The sequence below is a fragment of the Colwellia sp. genome, assembly GCF_013214175.1.
Lineage (GTDB): Bacteria > Pseudomonadota > Gammaproteobacteria > Enterobacterales > Alteromonadaceae > Colwellia.
This window is the reverse complement of the sequence record NZ_JABSPA010000001.1, coordinates 93,328-113,588: the sequence shown is the minus strand read 5'-3', so window position 1 is coordinate 113,588 and position 20,261 is coordinate 93,328. Positions and strand designations below refer to the sequence as shown.

Annotated in this window: 17 protein-coding genes; 5 read left to right on the top strand and 12 right to left on the bottom strand. The window is 38.8% G+C overall.

Going from position 1 to position 20,261, the window contains the following annotated elements; all coding sequences use genetic code 11:
- Positions 1–573 precede the first annotated feature (573 nt).
- Positions 574–1,428 (top strand): bifunctional methylenetetrahydrofolate dehydrogenase/methenyltetrahydrofolate cyclohydrolase FolD, encoded by an 855-nt coding sequence (folD, locus tag HRT55_RS00490; RefSeq protein WP_291618006.1) that lies wholly within the window; start codon positions 574–576, stop codon positions 1,426–1,428.
- Between the two features lie 188 nt (positions 1,429–1,616).
- Here folD and cysS read toward each other — a convergent pair whose 3' ends face one another.
- On the bottom strand, positions 1,617–3,026 hold the full coding sequence (gene cysS / locus HRT55_RS00485) for a cysteine--tRNA ligase (protein ID WP_291618004.1): 1,410 nt from the start codon (positions 3,024–3,026) through the stop codon (positions 1,617–1,619).
- A gap of 165 nt (positions 3,027–3,191) precedes the next feature.
- On the opposite strand from cysS, the gene HRT55_RS00480 reads away from it, so the two are divergent.
- Both HRT55_RS00480 and HRT55_RS00475 read left to right on the top strand, forming a co-directional pair.
- Complete coding sequence (locus HRT55_RS00480; protein WP_291610236.1) at positions 3,192–3,683, top strand: peptidylprolyl isomerase; 492 nt, start codon at positions 3,192–3,194, stop codon at positions 3,681–3,683.
- Between the two features lie 15 nt (positions 3,684–3,698).
- The gene (locus HRT55_RS00475; protein WP_291618002.1) at positions 3,699–4,445 is read left to right on the top strand and encodes a UDP-2,3-diacylglucosamine diphosphatase; all 747 of its coding nucleotides are present in this window, start codon (positions 3,699–3,701) and stop codon (positions 4,443–4,445) included.
- 92 nt (positions 4,446–4,537) lie between these two features.
- On the opposite strand, the gene HRT55_RS00470 is transcribed toward HRT55_RS00475, so the two are convergent.
- Positions 4,538–5,320 (bottom strand): tRNA isopentenyl-2-thiomethyl-A-37 hydroxylase MiaE, encoded by a 783-nt coding sequence (locus tag HRT55_RS00470; RefSeq protein WP_291618000.1) that lies wholly within the window; start codon positions 5,318–5,320, stop codon positions 4,538–4,540.
- 115 nt (positions 5,321–5,435) lie between these two features.
- Between HRT55_RS00470 and HRT55_RS00465 the strand changes: the two genes are divergently transcribed.
- A complete protein-coding gene (locus HRT55_RS00465) occupies positions 5,436–5,741 on the top strand; it encodes a hypothetical protein (protein WP_291617998.1) in 306 nt (101 codons plus the stop codon).
- A gap of 219 nt (positions 5,742–5,960) precedes the next feature.
- Positions 5,961–6,560 (top strand): Yip1 family protein, encoded by a 600-nt coding sequence (locus HRT55_RS00460; RefSeq protein ID WP_291617995.1) that lies wholly within the window; start codon positions 5,961–5,963, stop codon positions 6,558–6,560.
- A 137-nt stretch (positions 6,561–6,697) separates the two neighbouring features.
- Here HRT55_RS00460 and purF read toward each other — a convergent pair whose 3' ends face one another.
- The 10 genes from purF to fabB all read right to left on the bottom strand — a co-directional run bounded on the left by purF (position 6,698) and on the right by fabB (position 20,023).
- On the bottom strand, positions 6,698–8,215 hold the full coding sequence (purF, locus tag HRT55_RS00455; RefSeq protein ID WP_291610226.1) for an amidophosphoribosyltransferase: 1,518 nt from the start codon (positions 8,213–8,215) through the stop codon (positions 6,698–6,700).
- A gap of 170 nt (positions 8,216–8,385) precedes the next feature.
- Entirely contained in the window at positions 8,386–8,868 is a 483-nt protein-coding gene (locus tag HRT55_RS00450) for a CvpA family protein (RefSeq protein ID WP_291610224.1), read from the bottom strand.
- A gap of 91 nt (positions 8,869–8,959) precedes the next feature.
- Positions 8,960–9,604 (bottom strand): SPOR domain-containing protein, encoded by a 645-nt coding sequence (locus tag HRT55_RS00445; protein ID WP_291617993.1) that lies wholly within the window; start codon positions 9,602–9,604, stop codon positions 8,960–8,962.
- A 110-nt stretch (positions 9,605–9,714) separates the two neighbouring features.
- On the bottom strand, positions 9,715–11,046 hold the full coding sequence (folC, locus tag HRT55_RS00440) for a bifunctional tetrahydrofolate synthase/dihydrofolate synthase (RefSeq protein ID WP_291617992.1): 1,332 nt from the start codon (positions 11,044–11,046) through the stop codon (positions 9,715–9,717).
- A 51-nt stretch (positions 11,047–11,097) separates the two neighbouring features.
- Entirely contained in the window at positions 11,098–11,964 is an 867-nt protein-coding gene (accD, locus tag HRT55_RS00435; RefSeq protein ID WP_291617990.1) for an acetyl-CoA carboxylase, carboxyltransferase subunit beta, read from the bottom strand.
- 180 nt (positions 11,965–12,144) lie between these two features.
- Complete coding sequence (gene truA, locus HRT55_RS00430) at positions 12,145–12,924, bottom strand: tRNA pseudouridine(38-40) synthase TruA (RefSeq protein ID WP_291610216.1); 780 nt, start codon at positions 12,922–12,924, stop codon at positions 12,145–12,147.
- Between the two features lie 107 nt (positions 12,925–13,031).
- Positions 13,032–15,872, bottom strand: a complete 2,841-nt coding sequence (locus HRT55_RS00425; RefSeq protein WP_291617988.1) for a FimV/HubP family polar landmark protein — start codon at positions 15,870–15,872, stop codon at positions 13,032–13,034.
- Positions 15,873–16,313: 441 nt separating this feature from the next.
- On the bottom strand, positions 16,314–17,333 hold the full coding sequence (locus HRT55_RS00420; protein WP_291617986.1) for an aspartate-semialdehyde dehydrogenase: 1,020 nt from the start codon (positions 17,331–17,333) through the stop codon (positions 16,314–16,316).
- 10 nt (positions 17,334–17,343) lie between these two features.
- Positions 17,344–18,579: a 4-phosphoerythronate dehydrogenase gene (locus HRT55_RS00415; RefSeq protein WP_291617983.1), complete on the bottom strand. Its 1,236-nt coding sequence runs from the start codon at positions 18,577–18,579 to the stop codon at positions 17,344–17,346.
- Positions 18,580–18,811: 232 nt separating this feature from the next.
- On the bottom strand, positions 18,812–20,023 hold the full coding sequence (gene fabB, locus HRT55_RS00410; RefSeq protein WP_291617981.1) for a beta-ketoacyl-ACP synthase I: 1,212 nt from the start codon (positions 20,021–20,023) through the stop codon (positions 18,812–18,814).
- Positions 20,024–20,261 lie beyond the last annotated feature (238 nt).

Sequence of the window (20,261 nt, the reverse complement as noted above, 5' to 3'; positions counted from 1 at the left end):
TTTATGCTGTTTCAACAAGTAATAAATCACCTCGTTTCAACGGATGCGGATATTACCGAGTTGCTTAGCCTCAGTCAAACCTTTTTTATAAAAAAAATGCCGTTCGGTCGTTTTTAACACAAGTCGTTGAATTGTTCAGCTAGCAACTGTGATTTACTCGCTTATTTGACCTGATTTTCAACTAACATCATTTCCACTTCATATAAAAAACATTTAGCTTATAAGTTAACTTAAGCCAATATTGTTAATGTTATTATTAGTAGGGAAACACTGGAGGTACCTCTTCCTTACGCCTAGTTTGATATTTAATTAAGTTGCCTGTGTAATGACTCAGTATTGTCTAGTAAATAAATATGTCACCTTTACTCATTCTTAATTTCACAAATACGCTCTGATCTATATAATACCTGACTATTGTATACAATACTGACAATGCCAATAGAAATTAACTCATTTATGTAACGCTACTTATCTTGAGGTAATGTTAAGTAAAGTAAACCTACAATACGGCTGTAGTTTGTGGCAAAATAACCGTGTTTTTTTATTACTTAAACCAAGGCTAATAGTAGAGTTATGACAGCATCATTGATCGATGGCAAAGTAATTGCCAAACAACTTAGAGATTCAGTTAAAGAAAAAGTTAGCTTACGTATTAGTAAAGGCCTAAGAGCACCTGGTTTAGCCGTGATTCTTGTTGGTTGTGATGCTGCGTCACAGGTTTATGTTGGTAGTAAACGCAAAGCCTGTGAAGAAGTTGGTTTTGTTTCCCGCTCTTATGATTTACCTATAACAACGTCAGAGCAAGAATTATTAGCCTTAGTAAGTGAATTAAATAACGATGATTCTATTGATGGAATTTTAGTGCAACTTCCCTTACCTGCAACATTAAATGCTGATTTAATTATCGAGCACATCAATCCACTTAAAGATGTTGACGGTTTTCACCCTTCCAATGTCGGCAAGTTAGTATTAAGACAACCTGGCCTAAGACCCTGCACACCAAAAGGCATCATCAGCTTAATTGAATCTACTGGTATCGACCCTAGAGGTCTAGATGCACTTGTTGTTGGCGCCTCAAACATTGTCGGTCGACCTATGGGCTTAGAGCTTTTACTAGCCAAGTGCACGGTAACAACAGCGCATCGCTTTACCAAAGACTTAGAAGGTAAAGTACGAAACGCAGACCTTATTGTGGTAGCCGTTGGCAAACCCGGCTTTATCCCTGGTGAATGGATTAAAGAAGGCGCGATAGTGATAGATGTAGGTATTAACCGCCTAGATAACGGTAAATTAGTGGGTGATGTTGAATTTGATGTTGCTAAAGAAAAAGCTTCATTTATCACACCAGTACCAGGCGGCGTTGGCCCAATGACAGTGGCTAGCTTAATTGAGAATACCTTGCTTGCTTGTGAGCAAGCGTCTCAATAATAACTCGCTCTAAAGCCTAACAAATAAAGCGTACTCACTAATACTTAAAGTTAAGGTTAGAGTTATGCTTAAGCTTAGAGATAAAAAAGGGTGAACACCTTAAAGTGTTCACCCTTTTTGTTACTTAATAATTACTTAATGCATAATATTCGTAGCTTAGTGCAGTATGTATCAACACTAAAGTTCTTTTAAGCTTTACGCCATGTTGTTTTACCGGCGCTATCTTCTAACACAATATTCATCGCATTAAGTTTGTCACGAGCGTCATCTGCAAGTGCCCAATCTTTATCAATCCGTGCTTGGTTGCGTTGGACAATAAGTGCCTCAATTTCAGCCACTTCGTCATTATCATTGTCACCTTGCAAGAAAGCGGCAGGATCAAGCTGTAATAAACCAACAATATCACCAAGGGCAACTAATGTTGCCGCCAATTCGCCAGCTAAGGCTTCATTATTGGCGGCTTTAGCAACATTTAACTCTTTCGATATTTCAAAAAACACAGCTAATGCTTGTGGGGTGTTAAAGTCATCATCCATTGCTTGGCAAAATTGCTTAACAAAACTTAAATCTTTATCTAACACATGATTACTTGGGATATTTACATCACGTAGCGAAGTGTAAATTCGCTCTACTGACGATCTCGCTTGCGTTAAGTTATCGGTGGAATAATTTAATTGACTGCGATAATGCCCTGTCGTTAAGAAAAAGCGTACCGTTTCGGCATCATATTGAGTTAATACATCACGTATAGTGAAAAAATTACCTAATGACTTAGACATTTTTTCTTGATCGACCTGCACCATACCTGTGTGCATCCAATAATTTACGTAAGGTGTATCAAGGGCACAACAACTTTGTGCAATTTCATTTTCATGATGGGGGAAAGTTAAATCAGAGCCGCCGCCATGAATATCAAAATGATGACCAAGCTCTTTCGCGTTCATCGCCGAACATTCAATATGCCAACCAGGACGACCTTCTCCCCAAGGAGATGACCAACTAGGCTCACCGGGTTTAGCCGATTTCCATAAAACAAAATCAAGTGGGTTATTTTTATTCTTATCAATTTCTACACGTGAACCTGATTGTAATTGCTCAAGGTTCTGGCCACTAAGTTTACCGTAATCAGCATAACTAGAAACATCAAATAAAACATCACCCTGCCCGCTACTTTGAGCGTTAGCACCGGCAACATAAGCATATTTCTTAGCCACTAAGGTTTCAATCATAGTAATGATTTCATCCATATGCGTGGTTACTCTTGGCTCCAAATCAGGTCGTACCATATTCAATGCATCAAAGTCTTGATGCATTGCGGCAATGGTGCGCTCAGTTAATTCCTCTGGTGTTTCATTATTTTCTTTAGCACGGTTAATTATCTTATCTTCAACATCGGTGATGTTGCGTACATAATTAACCTCATAACCAGAAAACCTTAAGTAACGGGCAATATTGTCAAAGCTAATATAGGTGCGACCATGACCAATATGGCATAAGTCATAAACTGTGCAGCCACAAACATATAAGCCTACTTTACCTGGATTAATTGGTGTAAAGGTTTCTTTTTGACGACTTAAAGTGTTGTAAATCTGCAACATGATATTTTATGACTCCTACTGAGTATTTTTATTTGATTAGGTTGTAGATTGTACCTGAACAAATCTAAAGGATCACCAAGACTAATGCACTTTATAGCAAGTTAGCGTACAATTACGGCAATTAATTTATCAGAACAATTCATCAGAACTAAACAAGAGACAATTATGATCATATTAAAAACAAGCCTTGGCGATATTAAAATTGAATTAGACTTCGATAACGCACCTGTTTCAGCAAAAAACTTCCAACAATATGTTGAAGAAGGTCACTACAATGGCACGATTTTTCACCGTGTAATTAAAGGTTTTATGGCACAAGGTGGCGGTTTCGCTCCTGGTTTAGAAGAAAAAGAATCTCGCGCTAGTATCAAAAATGAAGCAAATAACGGTGTAAGTAATAAACGTGGTACTTTAGCTATGGCACGTACTCAAGAGCCACATTCAGCATCAGCACAGTTTTTTATCAATTTATCAGATAATGACTTTTTAGATTTCACCGCTGAAAATGTACAAGGCTGGGGTTACTGTGTATTTGGTGAAGTTGTCGAAGGCATGGATATCGTCGATAAAATGGCTTTAGTTGAAACAGGCACTTATCATGGTCACGGCGACGTACCAAAAGATGACATTTTGATTGAATCAGCAATTGTTGAATAAGTTTAGCCGCAAACAATGATTAACAAAACTAAATCAGCAATAACGTATTTTATTGCTGATTTGCATTTATGCGAAAACAGGCCAGATATAACGGCCTGTTTTTTACGCTTTCTAAAAGATGATGCCATTGAGGCCGAAAAGCTATATATCCTTGGCGACTTATTTGAAGCTTGGGTTGGCGATGATGATGATAGCCCTTACCTTAAAACCATTGCCGATGCGCTAACTAAGCTAAGTCAAATAGGCACAAAAATTTATTTTATACACGGTAATAGAGATTTTCTGCTCGGTAAGTCTTACGCTAAAAAAGCAAAAATGCAGCTACTGCCTGAAATCGATACTATCGAGCTTTATGGTCAAACTGTGGTCATTATGCATGGCGACACCTTATGTACGCGAGACATAAACTACCAAGTGTTTAGAACAAAATCCCGGTCTTGGTGGTGGCAAACAGCCGTTAAAAGTCTGCCATTATTTATCCGTAAAAAAATGGCGGCAAATTATAGAAAACAAAGTGCTGCTGCTACGGCAGTGAAATCGCAAGAAATTATGGATGTCACCGAAAGTGAAGTGGTTACATGCCTTGAGCAATACCAAAGCCAATTGTTAATTCATGGTCATACACACAGACCGGCAGTACATGAAATAATGGCTAATGGTGAAAATGCTCAACGCATAGTATTAGGTGATTGGTACGAACAAGGTGCTTGGCTAAAAGTCACACCTGAATCTATTGAATTGCTCAATCACCCTTTAGTTTAGTAACCCTTCCCAGAAGTACTATTATCTTATCGCTTTAACTCTCTCAATCAATATGTAGTTAAAGCGAAAACCGCTAAAGCGTTACCAATAACTTAAACTGGCGTGCCAGAGTGAAATTTAAAGTCTTCATCTGGGCTAGAAATAAGTTCAGCTTCTACCTTAGCAAAATAAGCAATACGCTCGCTAATATCTATCCCTTCACCGGCAACTTGTGCTGCTAAAGCTAAATAGTCTTGATAATGACGTGCTTCTGAGCGTAATAAAGACACATAAAACTTATTCAACTCATCATCTAAATGCGGCGCTAATTTCGCGAAACGTTCACACGAACGTGCCTCAATGTAAGCACCAATAATCAATTTATCAATTAACGCATTTGGCTCATAAGTTGTCACATGTTTGAGCATACCTTTGGCGTAACGTCCGGCAGTAAGACCATCAAAAGGAATATCCCGTTTAACCATAATCTCTAATACTTGATAAAAATGATGCAACTCTTCTCTAATTAACAGTAGCATTTTATCAATAAGATCTTGGCTATAAGCTGGCTTACCTTGAGAGCTACTAATTTTGGGTAAAAGACCCTTAGATAGCTTATTTCTCTTGGCAAGTGATGCTAAATCACCTCGCTTTCGATATAAAAAGTCTTCATAAGGTTCAAACCATGCCAGTAAGATCTTATGACTGGCTTTATCAATAGCATATTTTCGAATGAGAAACATAGCGGTTTGCCCGGCTTTAAGCTCACAGGCAAGATGATCTCGCAGAATGATCGGTAAATTTTCTTTTTTCTTCGCTTCATCTATCCAAGCATCAGGTGTTTCGCATGATAAAAATTTTAATATCGGTGTTAATAGTTGCTCTACTTCAGTCATCTGTTCTCTCAGCTCTATATAGCTAGGCAGCTCATTTATGCCAGTCCCCTATTTTAAAAGTCTATTTCTTGAGATACTAGCAAAATCTGTTTTTTAGCTTACATAGATCAAATTTATGCCTTCTATAATAAAAAAAACGCTTAGCAATAAAAATTCCGCTCAGAAACTTATTAAAAAACACGATAAGTTGGTGCATAGCGAACATATGAAAGTAAGCTCCCATGTGCAGCGAGAGTGTGATGATTGGATAGTCAATACACTGATATTAGATAATATAGATGTGCCCTTTAAATACAAACGTAAAAAGCTTTATAAAAGCTTGCAAGGACAAAGAGTCAATTTAACTTATTACCCTGAAACTGAGGTTGTCGCCGGATTTGATATAGAAGTAATGTCAATTGTACGTATAAAAATCAGTTAGCACTCACTCAAATCAAATTATTTTCGTTATCGCAAAAAAGTATTAAAAGCTCTTCCTATAGAGCTTTATTGTTTATTTTTACAGCAACACTTGACGAATCATCTTATATCTTTCATAAATAAAGAAGTAATAATAAGAGTACTGATGGCTTAATTATTTGTTGTTGTTTATTTTGACTAAAAAGTACTTTCCGAATACTTACGTGCGAGAGGAATGATTATGATACTGAACCACATATGGGGCTTATACACTCACCCTAAAGAAGAATGGCATGTTATTGAAAAGCGCCACGAAAGCTTAAGTTATAGCTTGATGCATATTTTAACCATAGCTTTGATTCCAGCGATATGCAGCTTTTATGCTGCGGCTTACATTGGCTGGACAATTGGCGTTGGCGACCCGATAAAAATAAGCGTAGAAAGCGCTAAAATAATGGCAGTGAGCATGTATTTTGCTTTAATTTCTGGCGTTTTTGCCTTAGCTTATTTAATCCAGTGGATGGCGAAAACTTTTGACTCAAAACCAGATTATGTTCAAGCACTTGAACTTGCTGCATATACCGCAACACCATTACTTATGGTAGGTATTACCACTTTATTCCCGGTACTATGGTTTGTCGCCCTAGCCGGCCTTGCAGCTGTAGTCTATTCAATCTATTTATTATATTCAGGCGTTCCAATCATGATGAATATTCCGGAAGAAAAAGGCTTTATCTACTCAAGCTCAGTGGTAACTTGCGGTTTAGTCTTATTGGTTGCCTTAATGGGGCTTACCGCAATGATGTGGACCATGGGATTTGGTCCTGAATTCGTCTCTTAGATTACGGAGATAGTTTTAAACTAGACAAAACTACTTAAGACCAACATTAAAAAAGCCTTATCTCTATTGCAGGGATAAGGCTTTTTTTACTGCATATTGTTAAAGCAGCTGATTTTTAACCGTTACAAGAGTAAAAGCTACTCTGCACCTTCATTATGCATATCAATGATCGAGTCAGCATTTTTATCTGATGTTTCTTTACTGGTATTATTGCGTAACGCATCTAACCGCTCTAAATAGGCCTGATCAATATCATTGGTCACGTAATTACCATCAAACACTGAAGTATCAAAAGATTTTATTTCTGGGTTACCAGCGCCAACAGCAGCAATCAAATCACCAATAGATTGATAAATCAGCTTATCTGCACCAATTAAATTACAAATATCGTCTAATTCACGACCATGAGCAATGAGTTCATTAGCACTTGGCATATCTATACCATAAACATTTGGAAATCTAACTTCAGGCGCAGCAGAAGCAAAGTAAACTTTCTTGGCTCCAGCAGCGCGTGCCATTTCAACTATTTGCTCTGAAGTCGTGCCGCGAACAATAGAATCATCTACCAGTAGAACATTTTTTCCTTTAAATTCAGTGGTAATAGCATTTAATTTTTGACGAACAGATTTTTTACGTTGTTCTTGACCAGGCATAATAAAGGTACGGCCAATATAACGGTTTTTAACAAAACCTTGACGGTATGGTAAGTCAAGATGATGAGCTATTTGTAGCGCTATATCGCAAGACGTTTCAGGGATAGGAATAACAACATCTATATCAAGATCTTGCCATTCGTCTGCAATTTTCTCACCAAGCTTAGTGCCCATTTCCACTCGTGATGCATAGACAGACATTTTATCCATGGTGGAGTCAGGACGAGCAAAATAAACAAACTCAAAAATACATGGGCTATAAACTGGGTTTTCAGCACATTGCTGGCTGTGGATTTGGCCATTTTCAGCAAAGAAAATTGTTTCACCCGGGGCAACATCACGAACAAAATCAAAAGAGCAAGCATCCAGAGCAACTGACTCAGAGGCAACCATATACTCAACGCCCAACTCAGTTTCTCGTTTACCAAAAACTAAAGGTCGAATGCCATTCGGGTCCCGAAAAGCAACCATACCATGGCCAACAATTAAAGCGACCGTAGCATAGGCGCCACGAACTCGTTTATGAAGCTTAGCTACTGCAGTAAAGACATCATCGGGGGTAAGTGAAATATTTTCACTTTGCTGTAATTCATGGGCAAAGATGTTTAATAAAACCTCAGAGTCTGAAGTAGTATTAACGTGGCGACGAGCATCATTAAATAACCAAGTTCTTAATTCTTCAGCATTGGTTAAGTTACCATTATGCGCTAATGATATTCCAAAAGGAGAGTTTGCATAAAAAGGTTGTGCTTCTGAAGAGCTTGAAGTGCCTGCGGTCGGATAACGAATATGACCAATACCTATATTACCTTGTAAACGATGCATATGGCGGGTATGAAAAACATCTTTTACTAAGCCATTGCCTTTACGAAGTCTGAACTTATTATTATGAATAGTTACAATACCTGCCGCATCTTGACCACGATGCTGAAGTACAGTTAATCCGTCATATAACAACTGACTAACTGAGGTTTTACCGACTATACCAACAATGCCACACATAAATTTTTCTCCACAAAAAAATTAATTACAATATTTATATGGGCTAAACATTGTGCTTAGCATGATGTGAACCATCATATAAATATTGAGTTATAGAATATTGAAATAATACCCTATAAATTACAGTATACGGAGTGACTCCGCATGAGCTTAGCCATTACGAGCAACAACTAAGTTAAAAAACTTGATGAACCTTTAAGGTACTCAAAAAACCACTCGACCACTAAGGTAAATTCAGGGATTAATTGTGAGCTTTGCCACCACTGTGTTGTGGCCGCACCGGTAAAAGCATCAACAAAAAATAACAGTGCACTGATAATAAGTACGCCACGAAGTGCGCCAAAAACTAGGCCTAATATACGGTCCGTGCCTGAAAGGCCGGTTTTACTGACCAGTTGCCCAATAAGGTAATTAACTAAAGCACCAAGTACTAAGGTTGTTATGAAGAGAATGGCAACGGCTGCAGCATTACGCAGGAATTGATCAGAAATGTTGGTTAACAGATTAGCGAGGTTGGCATAAAAAGTACTGGCGATGAAAAAGGCACTGATCCAAATCACTAAAGATACTGCTTCTTTTACAAAGCCCCGTATCAAACTAACTAGTGTTGATATGCCTATAATGGCCAAAATGGCGTAATCTATCCAAACCATAACTTGAGTGTCTCGTTGAGTTTCTCTAAATTAGAGGCGCGCATTCTACCAGAATTAGCCAATTAATGCCTAACATTTTATAAAATGTCTGTTATTTACTTGGTTTAAAATACGCTACTTTTCCTTGGATACCGGTAAGCTTGTGCAGAGCGGGTAGCTTTTTAACCATGGCGGACTTTATCAACTCTGGTCCGATAATGACTTTAGTTAATGTACCCTGCTTGGTTTGGATTGGTTTGGTAAAAGCGATATAACCTTTAGCCTTTAATTTTTTTAATAACTGAGCAACATTATCTTTATTTTTAAAGCTACCTAAATGAATCACCCAAGCCTCTTTGGCGATAGCTTTTTCTGGTAATGTTTTATTTAACTGACTCTTTGATTTTACTGGCGGTTTAGCTACAGGCTTAGTTACAGATTTAGCTATTGATTTAGTAACGGTTACTTTATCTTTGACTTTACTTGTCGGTTTCGTCGACTCTTCAATCGACTGAGCACTAACAAACTCATCGATGGCTTTTTCATTAGAAATAGTTATAGGTTTTTGTCTTACTAATTTATCTTCTGGAAAGGGTTTATTAGTTAATTTCCCCGTAAACACTTCTGCCTTTGGAATAGCTTCAAAATCTGCTTGGTGTGACTGTTTTTCGCCATCAAGTACATCAGGTAGGAAAATGATAACCACGGCGGCAACAATAATAGTACCGACCAGACGATTTTGAAACGGTGTAGACAAGAGACACTCCTAATTAATACAACTTAAACTATTCGGAAAAAATTTTAGTCAAAATGAATACCGCAAAGTTAATACGTCTAAGCTAAAATGGCAAATATAATATGGCTTAACTAACAGGTAATTAGCTGAGATCTGATTTGAGCAACGGTAAAAAATGAGCCAAAAACAAGAATCAAGTCAGACGAACTTGCCTGCATGTTCGCCATTTTAAATGCCTGGTCGACATTGTCAAAACAATTAGTCGCATTAGTGAACATTGCCAACTTCTTCTGCATGGTTTCTTTGCTGGCAGCCCTTGGCACATCAAGTGCACCTGCATACCAATAATCAACATCATCTTTGAGTGATAACAAACAGGCGCTGATGTCTTTATCTGCCAGCATAGCCACTACAGCATAAACATTTTCATAGCTAGCTTGCTCTTTTAAACGTTTAAGGTGATCCGCTAAGTATCGAGTCGCTTGCGGATTATGACCAACATCTAGAATAACATCACAATGGTTTGCTTGATGTATTAACTCTGTTCGCCCAGGGACTTTTGTTATCGAAATAATTTTATTGACAAACTCAGAGCTAAGAGCAATATCGAGTTTCTCTAACACCATTAACGCGGTCGCCACGTTATCTTGGGGGATAAAAGGTGTTTTTAGCTGGGTTAGCTGGGTTTGCTTGGATTGCCACTGCCACTGCAATTGGCTATGAGAAGGGGACTTTTCACTTTTAACCACAAACTCGTGTTCGCGTAAGAATAATCTTTCACCATGAATGGCCTGTAACGAATGGGCATGGGCTAGCACTGACTTAGGCACACTGGTATCACCAATAACAATGTCTTGCTCTTGTCGCATGATACCGGCTTTTTCAAAGCCAATGCTTTCTCTATCATTTCCTAGAAAATTTTGGTGATCGAGATCTATGGTCGTGATCACAGCGATATCGGCATCAATAAGGTTTGTTGCATCTAAGCGACCACCTAGACCTACTTCAAGTATGATATAGCGTGGCTTAGCGTCCATTAAAACCAGCAATGCGGCTAATGTTGTATATTCATAGTAACTAAGAGAAATCTCAGCACGGACAGCTTCAATTTTTTTAAAAGCATGCATTAACGGCTGTTCGGCAATATCTTGCTTATTTATCCGCAGGCGCTCATTAAAGCGCTCAATATGGGGAGAGGAATAAACAGCAACGCCATCTTGCGAGCCATGATTTTTGGCCTTAAGTAAGGCATTTTCGATAAAAGCACAGGTGGTACCTTTACCATTTGTGCCTGCAACGGTAATAACCTTAGCAAAGCTTAAGTCAATGGCTAAACGCTGGGCAACTTTGCCAATCCGAGCTAAACCAAGGTCTATCTCAATACTGTGTAGGTTTTCTAAATAATAAAGCCACTGTTCAAGATTGGTGAAATCTTGATAGTGGCTTGAATTTGATTTTAACATTTATGCTATCAACAACTGATTTGAGTTAAATAGACAATAATTACTATTGGCTTATTTTGCTTTAGCAACTACGCTAACCTGGCCCATAAACTTACCTAGCATTCTAGCTATAGTTGTTTTCATTTCACGGCGATCAATAATCATATCAATTGCGCCTCTTTCTAATAAAAACTCACTACGTTGGAAACCTTCAGGTAACTTCTCCCTAACGGTTTGCTCAATAACACGTGGACCGGCAAAACCAATAAGTGCTTTAGGCTCAGCAACATTAATGTCACCTAGCATAGCCAAACTTGCTGATACACCGCCCATTGTAGGGTCAGTTAATACTGACACGTAAGGAAGGCCTTTCTCACTCATTTTCGCTAAAGCGGCACTGGTTTTTGCCATTTGCATTAAAGAGAACAGCGCTTCTTGCATACGGGCTCCGCCACTGGCAGAAAAACAGACAAATGGTACATTATGCTCTAAACAGTACTCAACACCTTTAACAAAGCGAGCACCTACTACAGAAGCCATTGAGCCGCCTAAAAATCCAAATTCGAATGCAGCTGCAACAACAGGCATACCATATAGCTCACCTTTCATGACAATCAGCGCATCTTTCTCACCGGTATTTTTTCTAGCGGCAGTTAAACGGTCTTTATATCGCTTAGAGTCTTTAAACTTTAAGATATCTTGAGCTTCAAACTCTTCACCTAATTCCATGCGGTTATCTTTGTCAAGAAAGCTATCAATACGTTTACGTGCACTGATACGCATATGGTGATCACATTTAGGGCATACTGAGATTTGACGCTCTAATTCAGCTTTATAAAGCACGGCATTACATGAAGAACATTTACTCCATACACCCTCTGGAATATTACTTTTTTGTGTCGTTTTTGCTTTCGGGAGAATTCTTTCTATCCAGCTCATAATTTTATTTTTGCCTGTTGCAACGAAATATCTGTCGGTTTATTGATGGAAATACCCCACCAAACTCTAGTTTAAAGTTATACGAATTATAAACCGAACATTAGACCATACTATACCCCATAGAATATAGAAAAAACTGGTCTGCTTAGTAAGAAACTGTGAGTTCATAAACTTTTTTGTCTATAAAAACAATGGTCCCAAACGGCTTTTAGGTAAATTGAAGGTTTCTGGATAATCAACATCAACAAAGTATAAACCTTCTGGTGGCGCAGTAACTCCAGCGACACAACGATTTTTAGCCAACAAAACTTCTTGCATCCAAACGGTTGTTTCTTGTGATTGTCCAACCCGCATTAAACTACCAACAATATTTCTTACCATATGATGTAAAAAAGCATTCGCCTTGATATCAACAATAAGGTAATCACCCTGTCGAGTTACCCGACAATGTTTTATCGTGCGAACCGCAGAATGAGACTGACAATGTACGGTACGAAAAGAGGTAAAATCATGCTGACCAAGAAGGTAATCGGCGCCTTGCTGCATAAGGTTTTCATCTAAGGCATAGTGACAATGGCTGATGCCATGACTTAATATCGCTGAACGTAGCGGTTTATTATAAATGATATACCGGTAGTTTCTCGCGGTGGCACTAAAACGTGCATGAAATTCTTCATCAACTTGTTTTACCCATGCAACAGCAATATCAGCAGGTAAGTGAGTGTTAACGCCTAAAGTCCAAGCAACATCTTTACGCTTTTTTAAAGTATCAAAATGAATCACTTGATTAGTCGCATTCACGCCGGTATCTGTACGCCCCGCACAAACAACCGCTATCGGCTCATCAGCGATTATTGATAATGCTTTCTCTACTTTTTCTTGTACTGTGATAGCGTTATTTTGTCGTTGCCAGCCACAATAATTTTTACCATCATACTCAATGCCTAACGCGTAACGCATGTAAACTTGCCTTTCTAATAAGGAGGATATTTTCGCTGCACATTATCCTTTATTTTACCCAGTTAGGCTATTTTATACTTAACTTTCTGCTATGGGAATTTAGCGCCTTACAGTGAATCTAATAATGCTTGTGCCTCAACTTGCTGACTTGCATCACCCTTTACCATGACTTCTTGTAAGATTACTTGAGCATTTTCTTCATCACTCATTTCTATATACATTTTTGCTAAATCTAATTTACTCGACATTGAGCCATCTTTATCAACATCAATACCACTGTCATTTTCAGCAAACTGTCCTAGGCCAACATCAATATTGGTTTTTTCGTAAGGCTCTGCTGTACCAACCTCATCGAAAGTGTCAGAGAGCAGATCATCGACTGATACATAGTCTGGTGTTGCCTCTGTTGCTTTTACGCTTGGCAGACTATCTTCGCCAAGACTTTTTTCTGTGAGGTCGTCACCAATATCATCAAGGATTAATTCAACTTCATCATCAGTTGATGTACTTGGAGCCGACTCCTCTTCAATATTAGCCAGCAGTTCATCAAAATCGACATTATCTAACTCTTCAATTATGTCTAGAGCATCAGCGTTTTCAATGCTCTCTTCTTCCTCCAATTCAGCCGTCTCGGCCAATAAATCAGCTAAAACCTCTTCATCAGAAAAATCAGGCGCTAATTCAATACCTTTAAAAGGGCTTACTTCTGTTTGTTCATCTGATTGCTCAGCCGTTTCATCTAGCGCTTCTTCTGCCAGTAATTGAGTTAATGCTGACTCAGTAAGTGATTCATCACTTTGTTCATTAGATACTTCATCTGCTACATAATCCGTTAAGCTATCACCAATATCTTCTTGCGTGGCTGCTTGCTCATTTTCAACAACTTCATCTTCACTTTGTGTATCAGCAATGAGGGCATCAATATCTAGTTCATCATCGACTTCAGCGCTGTCATTACTCGCGGGCTCTTCAGTAGCTAACTCCGCTTCATTTTGTTTCGCGAGAATATCGCTAAAATCTGCAGTGAGAAATGGTGTGACATATTCGGCAGTAAACTCGGCAATTTTAGCTTCATTTTCTGCGATTTCCTTTTGGATTTGTAACTCTTCGGCACTTAATTCACTATCTTGTGCCATTGCCTTATCCTCAATGTCTTGCTCAGCCACTGCCATATCAGATTTTGCTTGATTCTCTGGCTCTGTCACATCTGCTTGCTTCGGCGTAGGAGCGTTATCTGACATAGAGGCTAGCAGCGCATCAATATCATCGGGATCTGTGACATCAACGTCTTCAACTGGCTCTTCAACCTTTTCTTCGGCAGGTGCATCACTTGTCTGATCACTTCCCTGTTCAGAAGCTGAGGCAAGTAAAGCATCGATATCATCAGGGTCAGTTACATCAACTGGTTCTTCGGCTTTTTCTTCGACAGGCTCTTCAGCAACAGGAGCAGCAGCTGAGGCAAGCAAAGCATCAATATCATCTGGGTCAGTTACATCGACTGGTTCTTCGGCTTTTTCTTCGCTAGGACCTTCAACATCTAAGTCGTCATCATCAAGATCGTCTAAACCGCCAAGCAGGTCATCTAAGTCGTCTTGGCTTAATTCTCCGCCTTCAAGCTCGTCTTCCTGATCATTTTTTTCATCATCGGCTGAAGGCTTATCAGAGGCAGGAGCGTCATCATCTAATCCGGATAACAGGGAGTCTAAATCATCTTGACCTAGCTCGCCGCCTTCAAGAATATCGTTGTCATCATCTAGTAGTATATCTTCAAGATCGTCGAGATCATCTAGACTATCATCGTCATCTAAATGAATAACCTCGTCATCGAGTAACTTTTCATCATCATTTTCAATGAGATCTATTGAAAGATCATCATCTAAATTTAACTCATCATCGAGAGATAATTCATCATCCAATGATAAGTCATCACTTAAATCCAGCTCGTCATCCAAGCTCAACTCATCGTCTAATGACAATTCATTATCAAGTGATAGTTCTTCCGCAGCGACTTCTTTCTTAGGAGCAGGTGTTTTTTTCTTCTTATCTAACTCACTAAAAAATGCTTCATCTGAGACTTGTTGCCTACGTTTAAACAAAAAACCCAATAAACCGAGAATTAATAACGCTGGCAATGTGCCCATAACAATCTTAAACCACAAGCTTGAGGTAATGTCTTGCTCAGCTAGCTCGGCAAGTTGTTTTTCGAGTAGCAGTTCTTTTTCTCGAGCTTCCGCTTTTGCTAATAAGGCTTGCTGTAACCTGATCATATCGTCCATTTGCAACTTAATTTCTTTGCCTTTAGCTACCTCATTTTGCATAACACCAAGCTTGTCATTAAAAGAGGTTAGTTGCTGACGTAAATGATCATTTTCTTTTAATATAGCTTGCAGGCCATCAATTGAGTCTAAGACGTCATTTTGAATAGTTTCTAAACGCTTTTGCTGTTCATTATCAATTTTTGTCAATTGCTCGTTGATTTGAGTTTTTACCGTATCTAAATCTTTTTTATTGACACTAGGCTCGGTGATTACCGCCTTTTTAGTTACTTTCGGTTGAGCTTTTTGCCAAGTTTTACTGTCTCGGGCTGATTTCTTTTTCGCACTTGCAGTATTAACCGCCATCATGTTATTAAACGATGGGATTTTTAAATATTGTCCTTCAATTAAGTGGTTGATATTACTATCAACAAACGCTTGTGGGTTTTCTTGATATAGCGCCTGCATTACCTGGTAAACACTCAAGCGAGTATCAGGTTTCACTCTAGTGGCAATATTCCACAAAGTATCTTTTGAGGTGATGGGGCCATAACGGTCATAAGGAAAAACATCACTACTTTTAGGCCCGCGCATGCGAATGCCGCGCTCTTCTTCTGCACTAACTGGGAAATGAGCAGTGAGTATGCCAATAATAATCGCCTGCCATAGGCACAGGCGTAATAATTTTTGCATCAGGATTCCTAATTAAGCTAATTTAACTATTTTATGTTACGAGCGCTAATCAATATATTTTGGCGCCAAAAAAATACCGCTTTACTCCACCTTTATCAGATAAAGCTTATCTCAAAGATAAAATGCAATCTTTATTCCAAAAAATCATTAACTAACAAGATAATAGCAAATTCACTCAATAAGTCTTCTATTTTTGTAACTGTTCCGTAAACAAAATCCTCTATGCGCTAGCGTTGTAAATAATTAGCTAGAGGCCTTAACTAACTTGTACTCTGGATAAGCAGCGCTTGCCTGAGTAATAAGTTATTTATCGAGAGCTAATAGAGCTATTAAACGAAAAAAACTCGCCGTGCACTATAGTGCTCGACGAGTTTTGTTTATCTTTCTTAGCTTTATATCACTTAAAGTTACTTAATTAATATAGTTAAGTAACTTAGGTCACTAGCTTAAATAATCTTTTACCAATAATTCAGCGATCTGGATACTATTAGTTGCCGCCCCTTTGCGAACATTATCGGCAACAACCCACATATTAATGCCGCAATTGTGACTGATATCTTCACGAATCCGGCCAACATAAGTATCATCTTTACCACTAGCATCACCAATTTGGGTTGGAAAGTCTTCATCATTACGACAAAGCACGACACCAGGAGCTTGCTCTAATAAGTCTTTAACTTCATCGGCTGAAATAGGTGAGTTAGTTTCAATGTGTAAAGCTTCGCCATGACCAAAAAATACCGGTACACGTACTGCGGTTGGGTTAACTAATATATTTTCATCACCTAATATCTTCTTAGTTTCCCAAACCATCTTCATTTCTTCTTTGGTGTAACCGTTTTCTAAGAAGACATCGATTTGTGGAATTACATTAAAAGCGATTTGACGAGAAAAGTTTTTACTTTCTACTGGCTTGCCACTTAATAAGGCTGCAGTTTGTTTGGCCAATTCATCCATAGCCTCTTTACCACCACCAGAAACTGACTGATAAGTGCAAACATTGACTCGGCTAATACCAACGGCATCATAGATAGGCTTTAACGCCACCATCATTTGAATGGTTGAACAATTTGGGTTAGCAATGATGTTGCGATTGCGGTAATCAACTAACGCTTCTGGGTTGACTTCCGGCACTATCAGAGGGATATCTGCGTCATAACGGAACTCTGAAGTATTATCGATAACGATACAACCTGCTTCACCTGCTATTGGTGCGAATTTGGCAGAAATATCACCACCCGCTGAAAAGAAACCAATTTGCGCTTGGCTCCAATCAAAATGTTCAGCATCAAGCACTTCAATACTTTTGCCATTAAACTCAATGATCTCACCAGCAGAGCGAGCACTTGCTAATGGATAAAGTTTATTAATTGGGAAATCTCTTTCTTCTAAGATTTCCATAATGGTTTTGCCAACTAATCCTGTTGCGCCAAGTATACATACATCAAATTTCTGTGCCATGATTCTCTCTCTAGTTGGACGTTTTACTAAAACCTAAGCGATGTGGCACATCACTTTCGGTATTGGATGACAAGTTAACAGTAACCGCGGAAAACTCCCTGCGAACGGGGTAATTTTTACGTAAACTGTCAAAACCTTGTATTGATAACTGTTGACGAAATATTGCATCGTCTCGCCTAACATCGTAAACCATTTTAACAAGCTGGTTTAGTAGTATTTGACTAAATTCTTGATTAATTTCAATTATTGGGATACTTGCTGACGGTAAAAAATTTGCTAGCTGATATTTCGGCTCAACGTGAAGCTGTTGACATAATGCCTGATAGAGCATTTCACTACCACGAGCTTTTCCTTCTAAGCTATAACCCGCAATGTGTGCTGTGGCTATTTCGGTAAAAGGAATCAGTGCAGTAAGAACATCGGGCTCTCCTTGCCAAACATCAAGCACAACTTTTAAGCCATGCCCTGCCTTTTTAAGCGCCAATAAAGCGTGGTTATCTATAACATCACCACGACAAGCACTGATCAATATTTGCCCGTCGCGCAGCCGTGCTAAATTATCTTTATTTAATAATTGGTATGTTGGGTGTTCACCACCAACCACCTTAGGCACATGCAAGGAAATCACATCACAGGCTAATACTTCCTGCAGTGATACATAACTGCGTTTATCTACTTCAGTTTCGCTAATGTCTTGCGCTTGTTTGTTAACCTGCTCTTGGGCCTGTTTTTCAGCAAGCAGTGGGTCGCATATTTTATGCCCAATACCCAATGCCGTTAGTTTTTCACTTAAACGAGTACCGGTATTACCACCACCGACAATACCGACGGTTAATGACGATAAATCAAGTAAATAGCGTTCAGCTAAAACCACTAATGCACTCAAAACATATTCAGCCACTGAAACAGCATTACAACCTGGTGCTGAATGAAAGGAGATATTTCGTTTAGCTAAGTAGTCTTTATCAATATGATCTGTACCGATAGTAGCACTACCAACAAAGGCGAGTTTACAGTTAAGGTGCAGTAACTGCTCATTAACCTGAGTAATTGAGCGTACCAGTAACACATCAGCATCGGCAACTTGCTCTGCTGTTAATGTGCGGCCAGAAAACGGCACTAACTCGCCCTGCTCTACGGTATCAATACCGCCACTATTACCGTCTCGAGTAGCAAAATGAAGGTGACAAAGCTCACTAAAAAACTCTTCGGCAAAATGCATATTTTCATCAAAATATATTTTCATTGATTTTAACTAACTGGCTTGAGGCATTAAAGAGCCCAATTATACGCGAATTTATTGATTAAACGCTAGAGGTAGCCAAGTACCAAGCTAAAGTTTTAGTGACTTTACCAACAAAAAAGCCACGTTAAATTATATTTAACGTGGCTTTCTTTTATTTTTATGTTGTTTTTTACCTAGAAAATAAATCTAAGTAAGCAGCTTAGCGGCAACAATATAAATTATTTAAACAAGCTTATTTATACTTCTTCATTACTAAGGTGGCATTAGTACCACCAAAACCGAAGCTGTTAGACATAATAAGATCTAATTCAACATCACGTTTTTCAGTAACAATATCTAAGCCTTGTGCTTTTTCATCTAAATTTTCAATGTTAATTGATGGCGCAACAAAGCTGTGTTCCATCATTAAAATTGAGTAAATAGCTTCGTGAACACCAGCCGCGCCAAGTGCATGACCTGTCATTGCTTTGGTCGCGCTAATTGCTGGTGAATCATCACCAAATAATTCTTGAATTGCGCCTAATTCTTTAACATCGCCTACCGGAGTAGAAGTACCGTGGGTATTTAAGTAATCAATTTTACCTTCAACACCTTGCATTGCTTGTTGCATACAACGAACCGCGCCTTCACCACTTGGTGCTACCATGTCATAACCATCAGAAGTAGCGCCATAGCCAACAAGCTCAGCGTAAATGTGTGCACCACGAGCAAGGGCATGTTCAAGTTCTTCAACAACAACCATACCGCCGCCGCCAGAAATAACAAAACCGTCACGGTCAGCATCATAAGTACGTGATGCTAGTTCAGGTGTATCATTACGACCCGCTGATAATGCGCCCATGCCATCAAACATCATAGCAAGTGACCAATGAACTTCTTCACCACCACCAGCAAAAACGATATCTTGTTTGCCTAATTGGATAAGCTCCATAGCGTTACCAATACAGTGAGCACTCGTTGCACAAGCAGAGCTAATTGAATAGTTAACGCCTTTAATTTTAAATGGCGTAGCTAAACAAGCTGATACTGTACTACCCATAGTTTTAGGTACGGCATAAGGGCCAACACGACGAATACCACGGCTACGTAATGTATCTGTTGAAGCAACAATATTCTCTGATGACGCGCCGCCTGAGCCAGCAACAATACCAGTACGAACATTTGAGATTTGCTCTTCAGTTAGCTTGGCATCTTTAACTGCTTGGTCCATAGCAATGTAGGCATAACCTGCCGCATCACCCATAAAACGAACAGCTTTACGGTCAATGTGATCTTTAATCTCTACAGTTGGCTTACCCCAAACATTACTTCTCAAGCCTTGCTCCGCAAAACTTTCAGAATGAGTGATACCTGACTTACCAGCTTTTAATGAGGCTAATACTTCATCAGCATTATTACCAATACTTGAGACAATACCTAAGCCTGTTATTACGACACGTTTCATTTAACTAACCATCTATAATTATAAAATTTTGCGCTATTATACTCGAAATAGCCGTTGAACTGGTAGTACTAGTTGCTCATCACAACGTAAACCAGCGTACACTTGTACACCATAATATGATATCCATTCTGATTTATCTATGACATTTTAACTTATCAATCGTTATTTTCTGTTCAATATCAATATATCGGATAAAACATATAAGGTAAACTAGCCTTAAACATGCACTAAAACTATC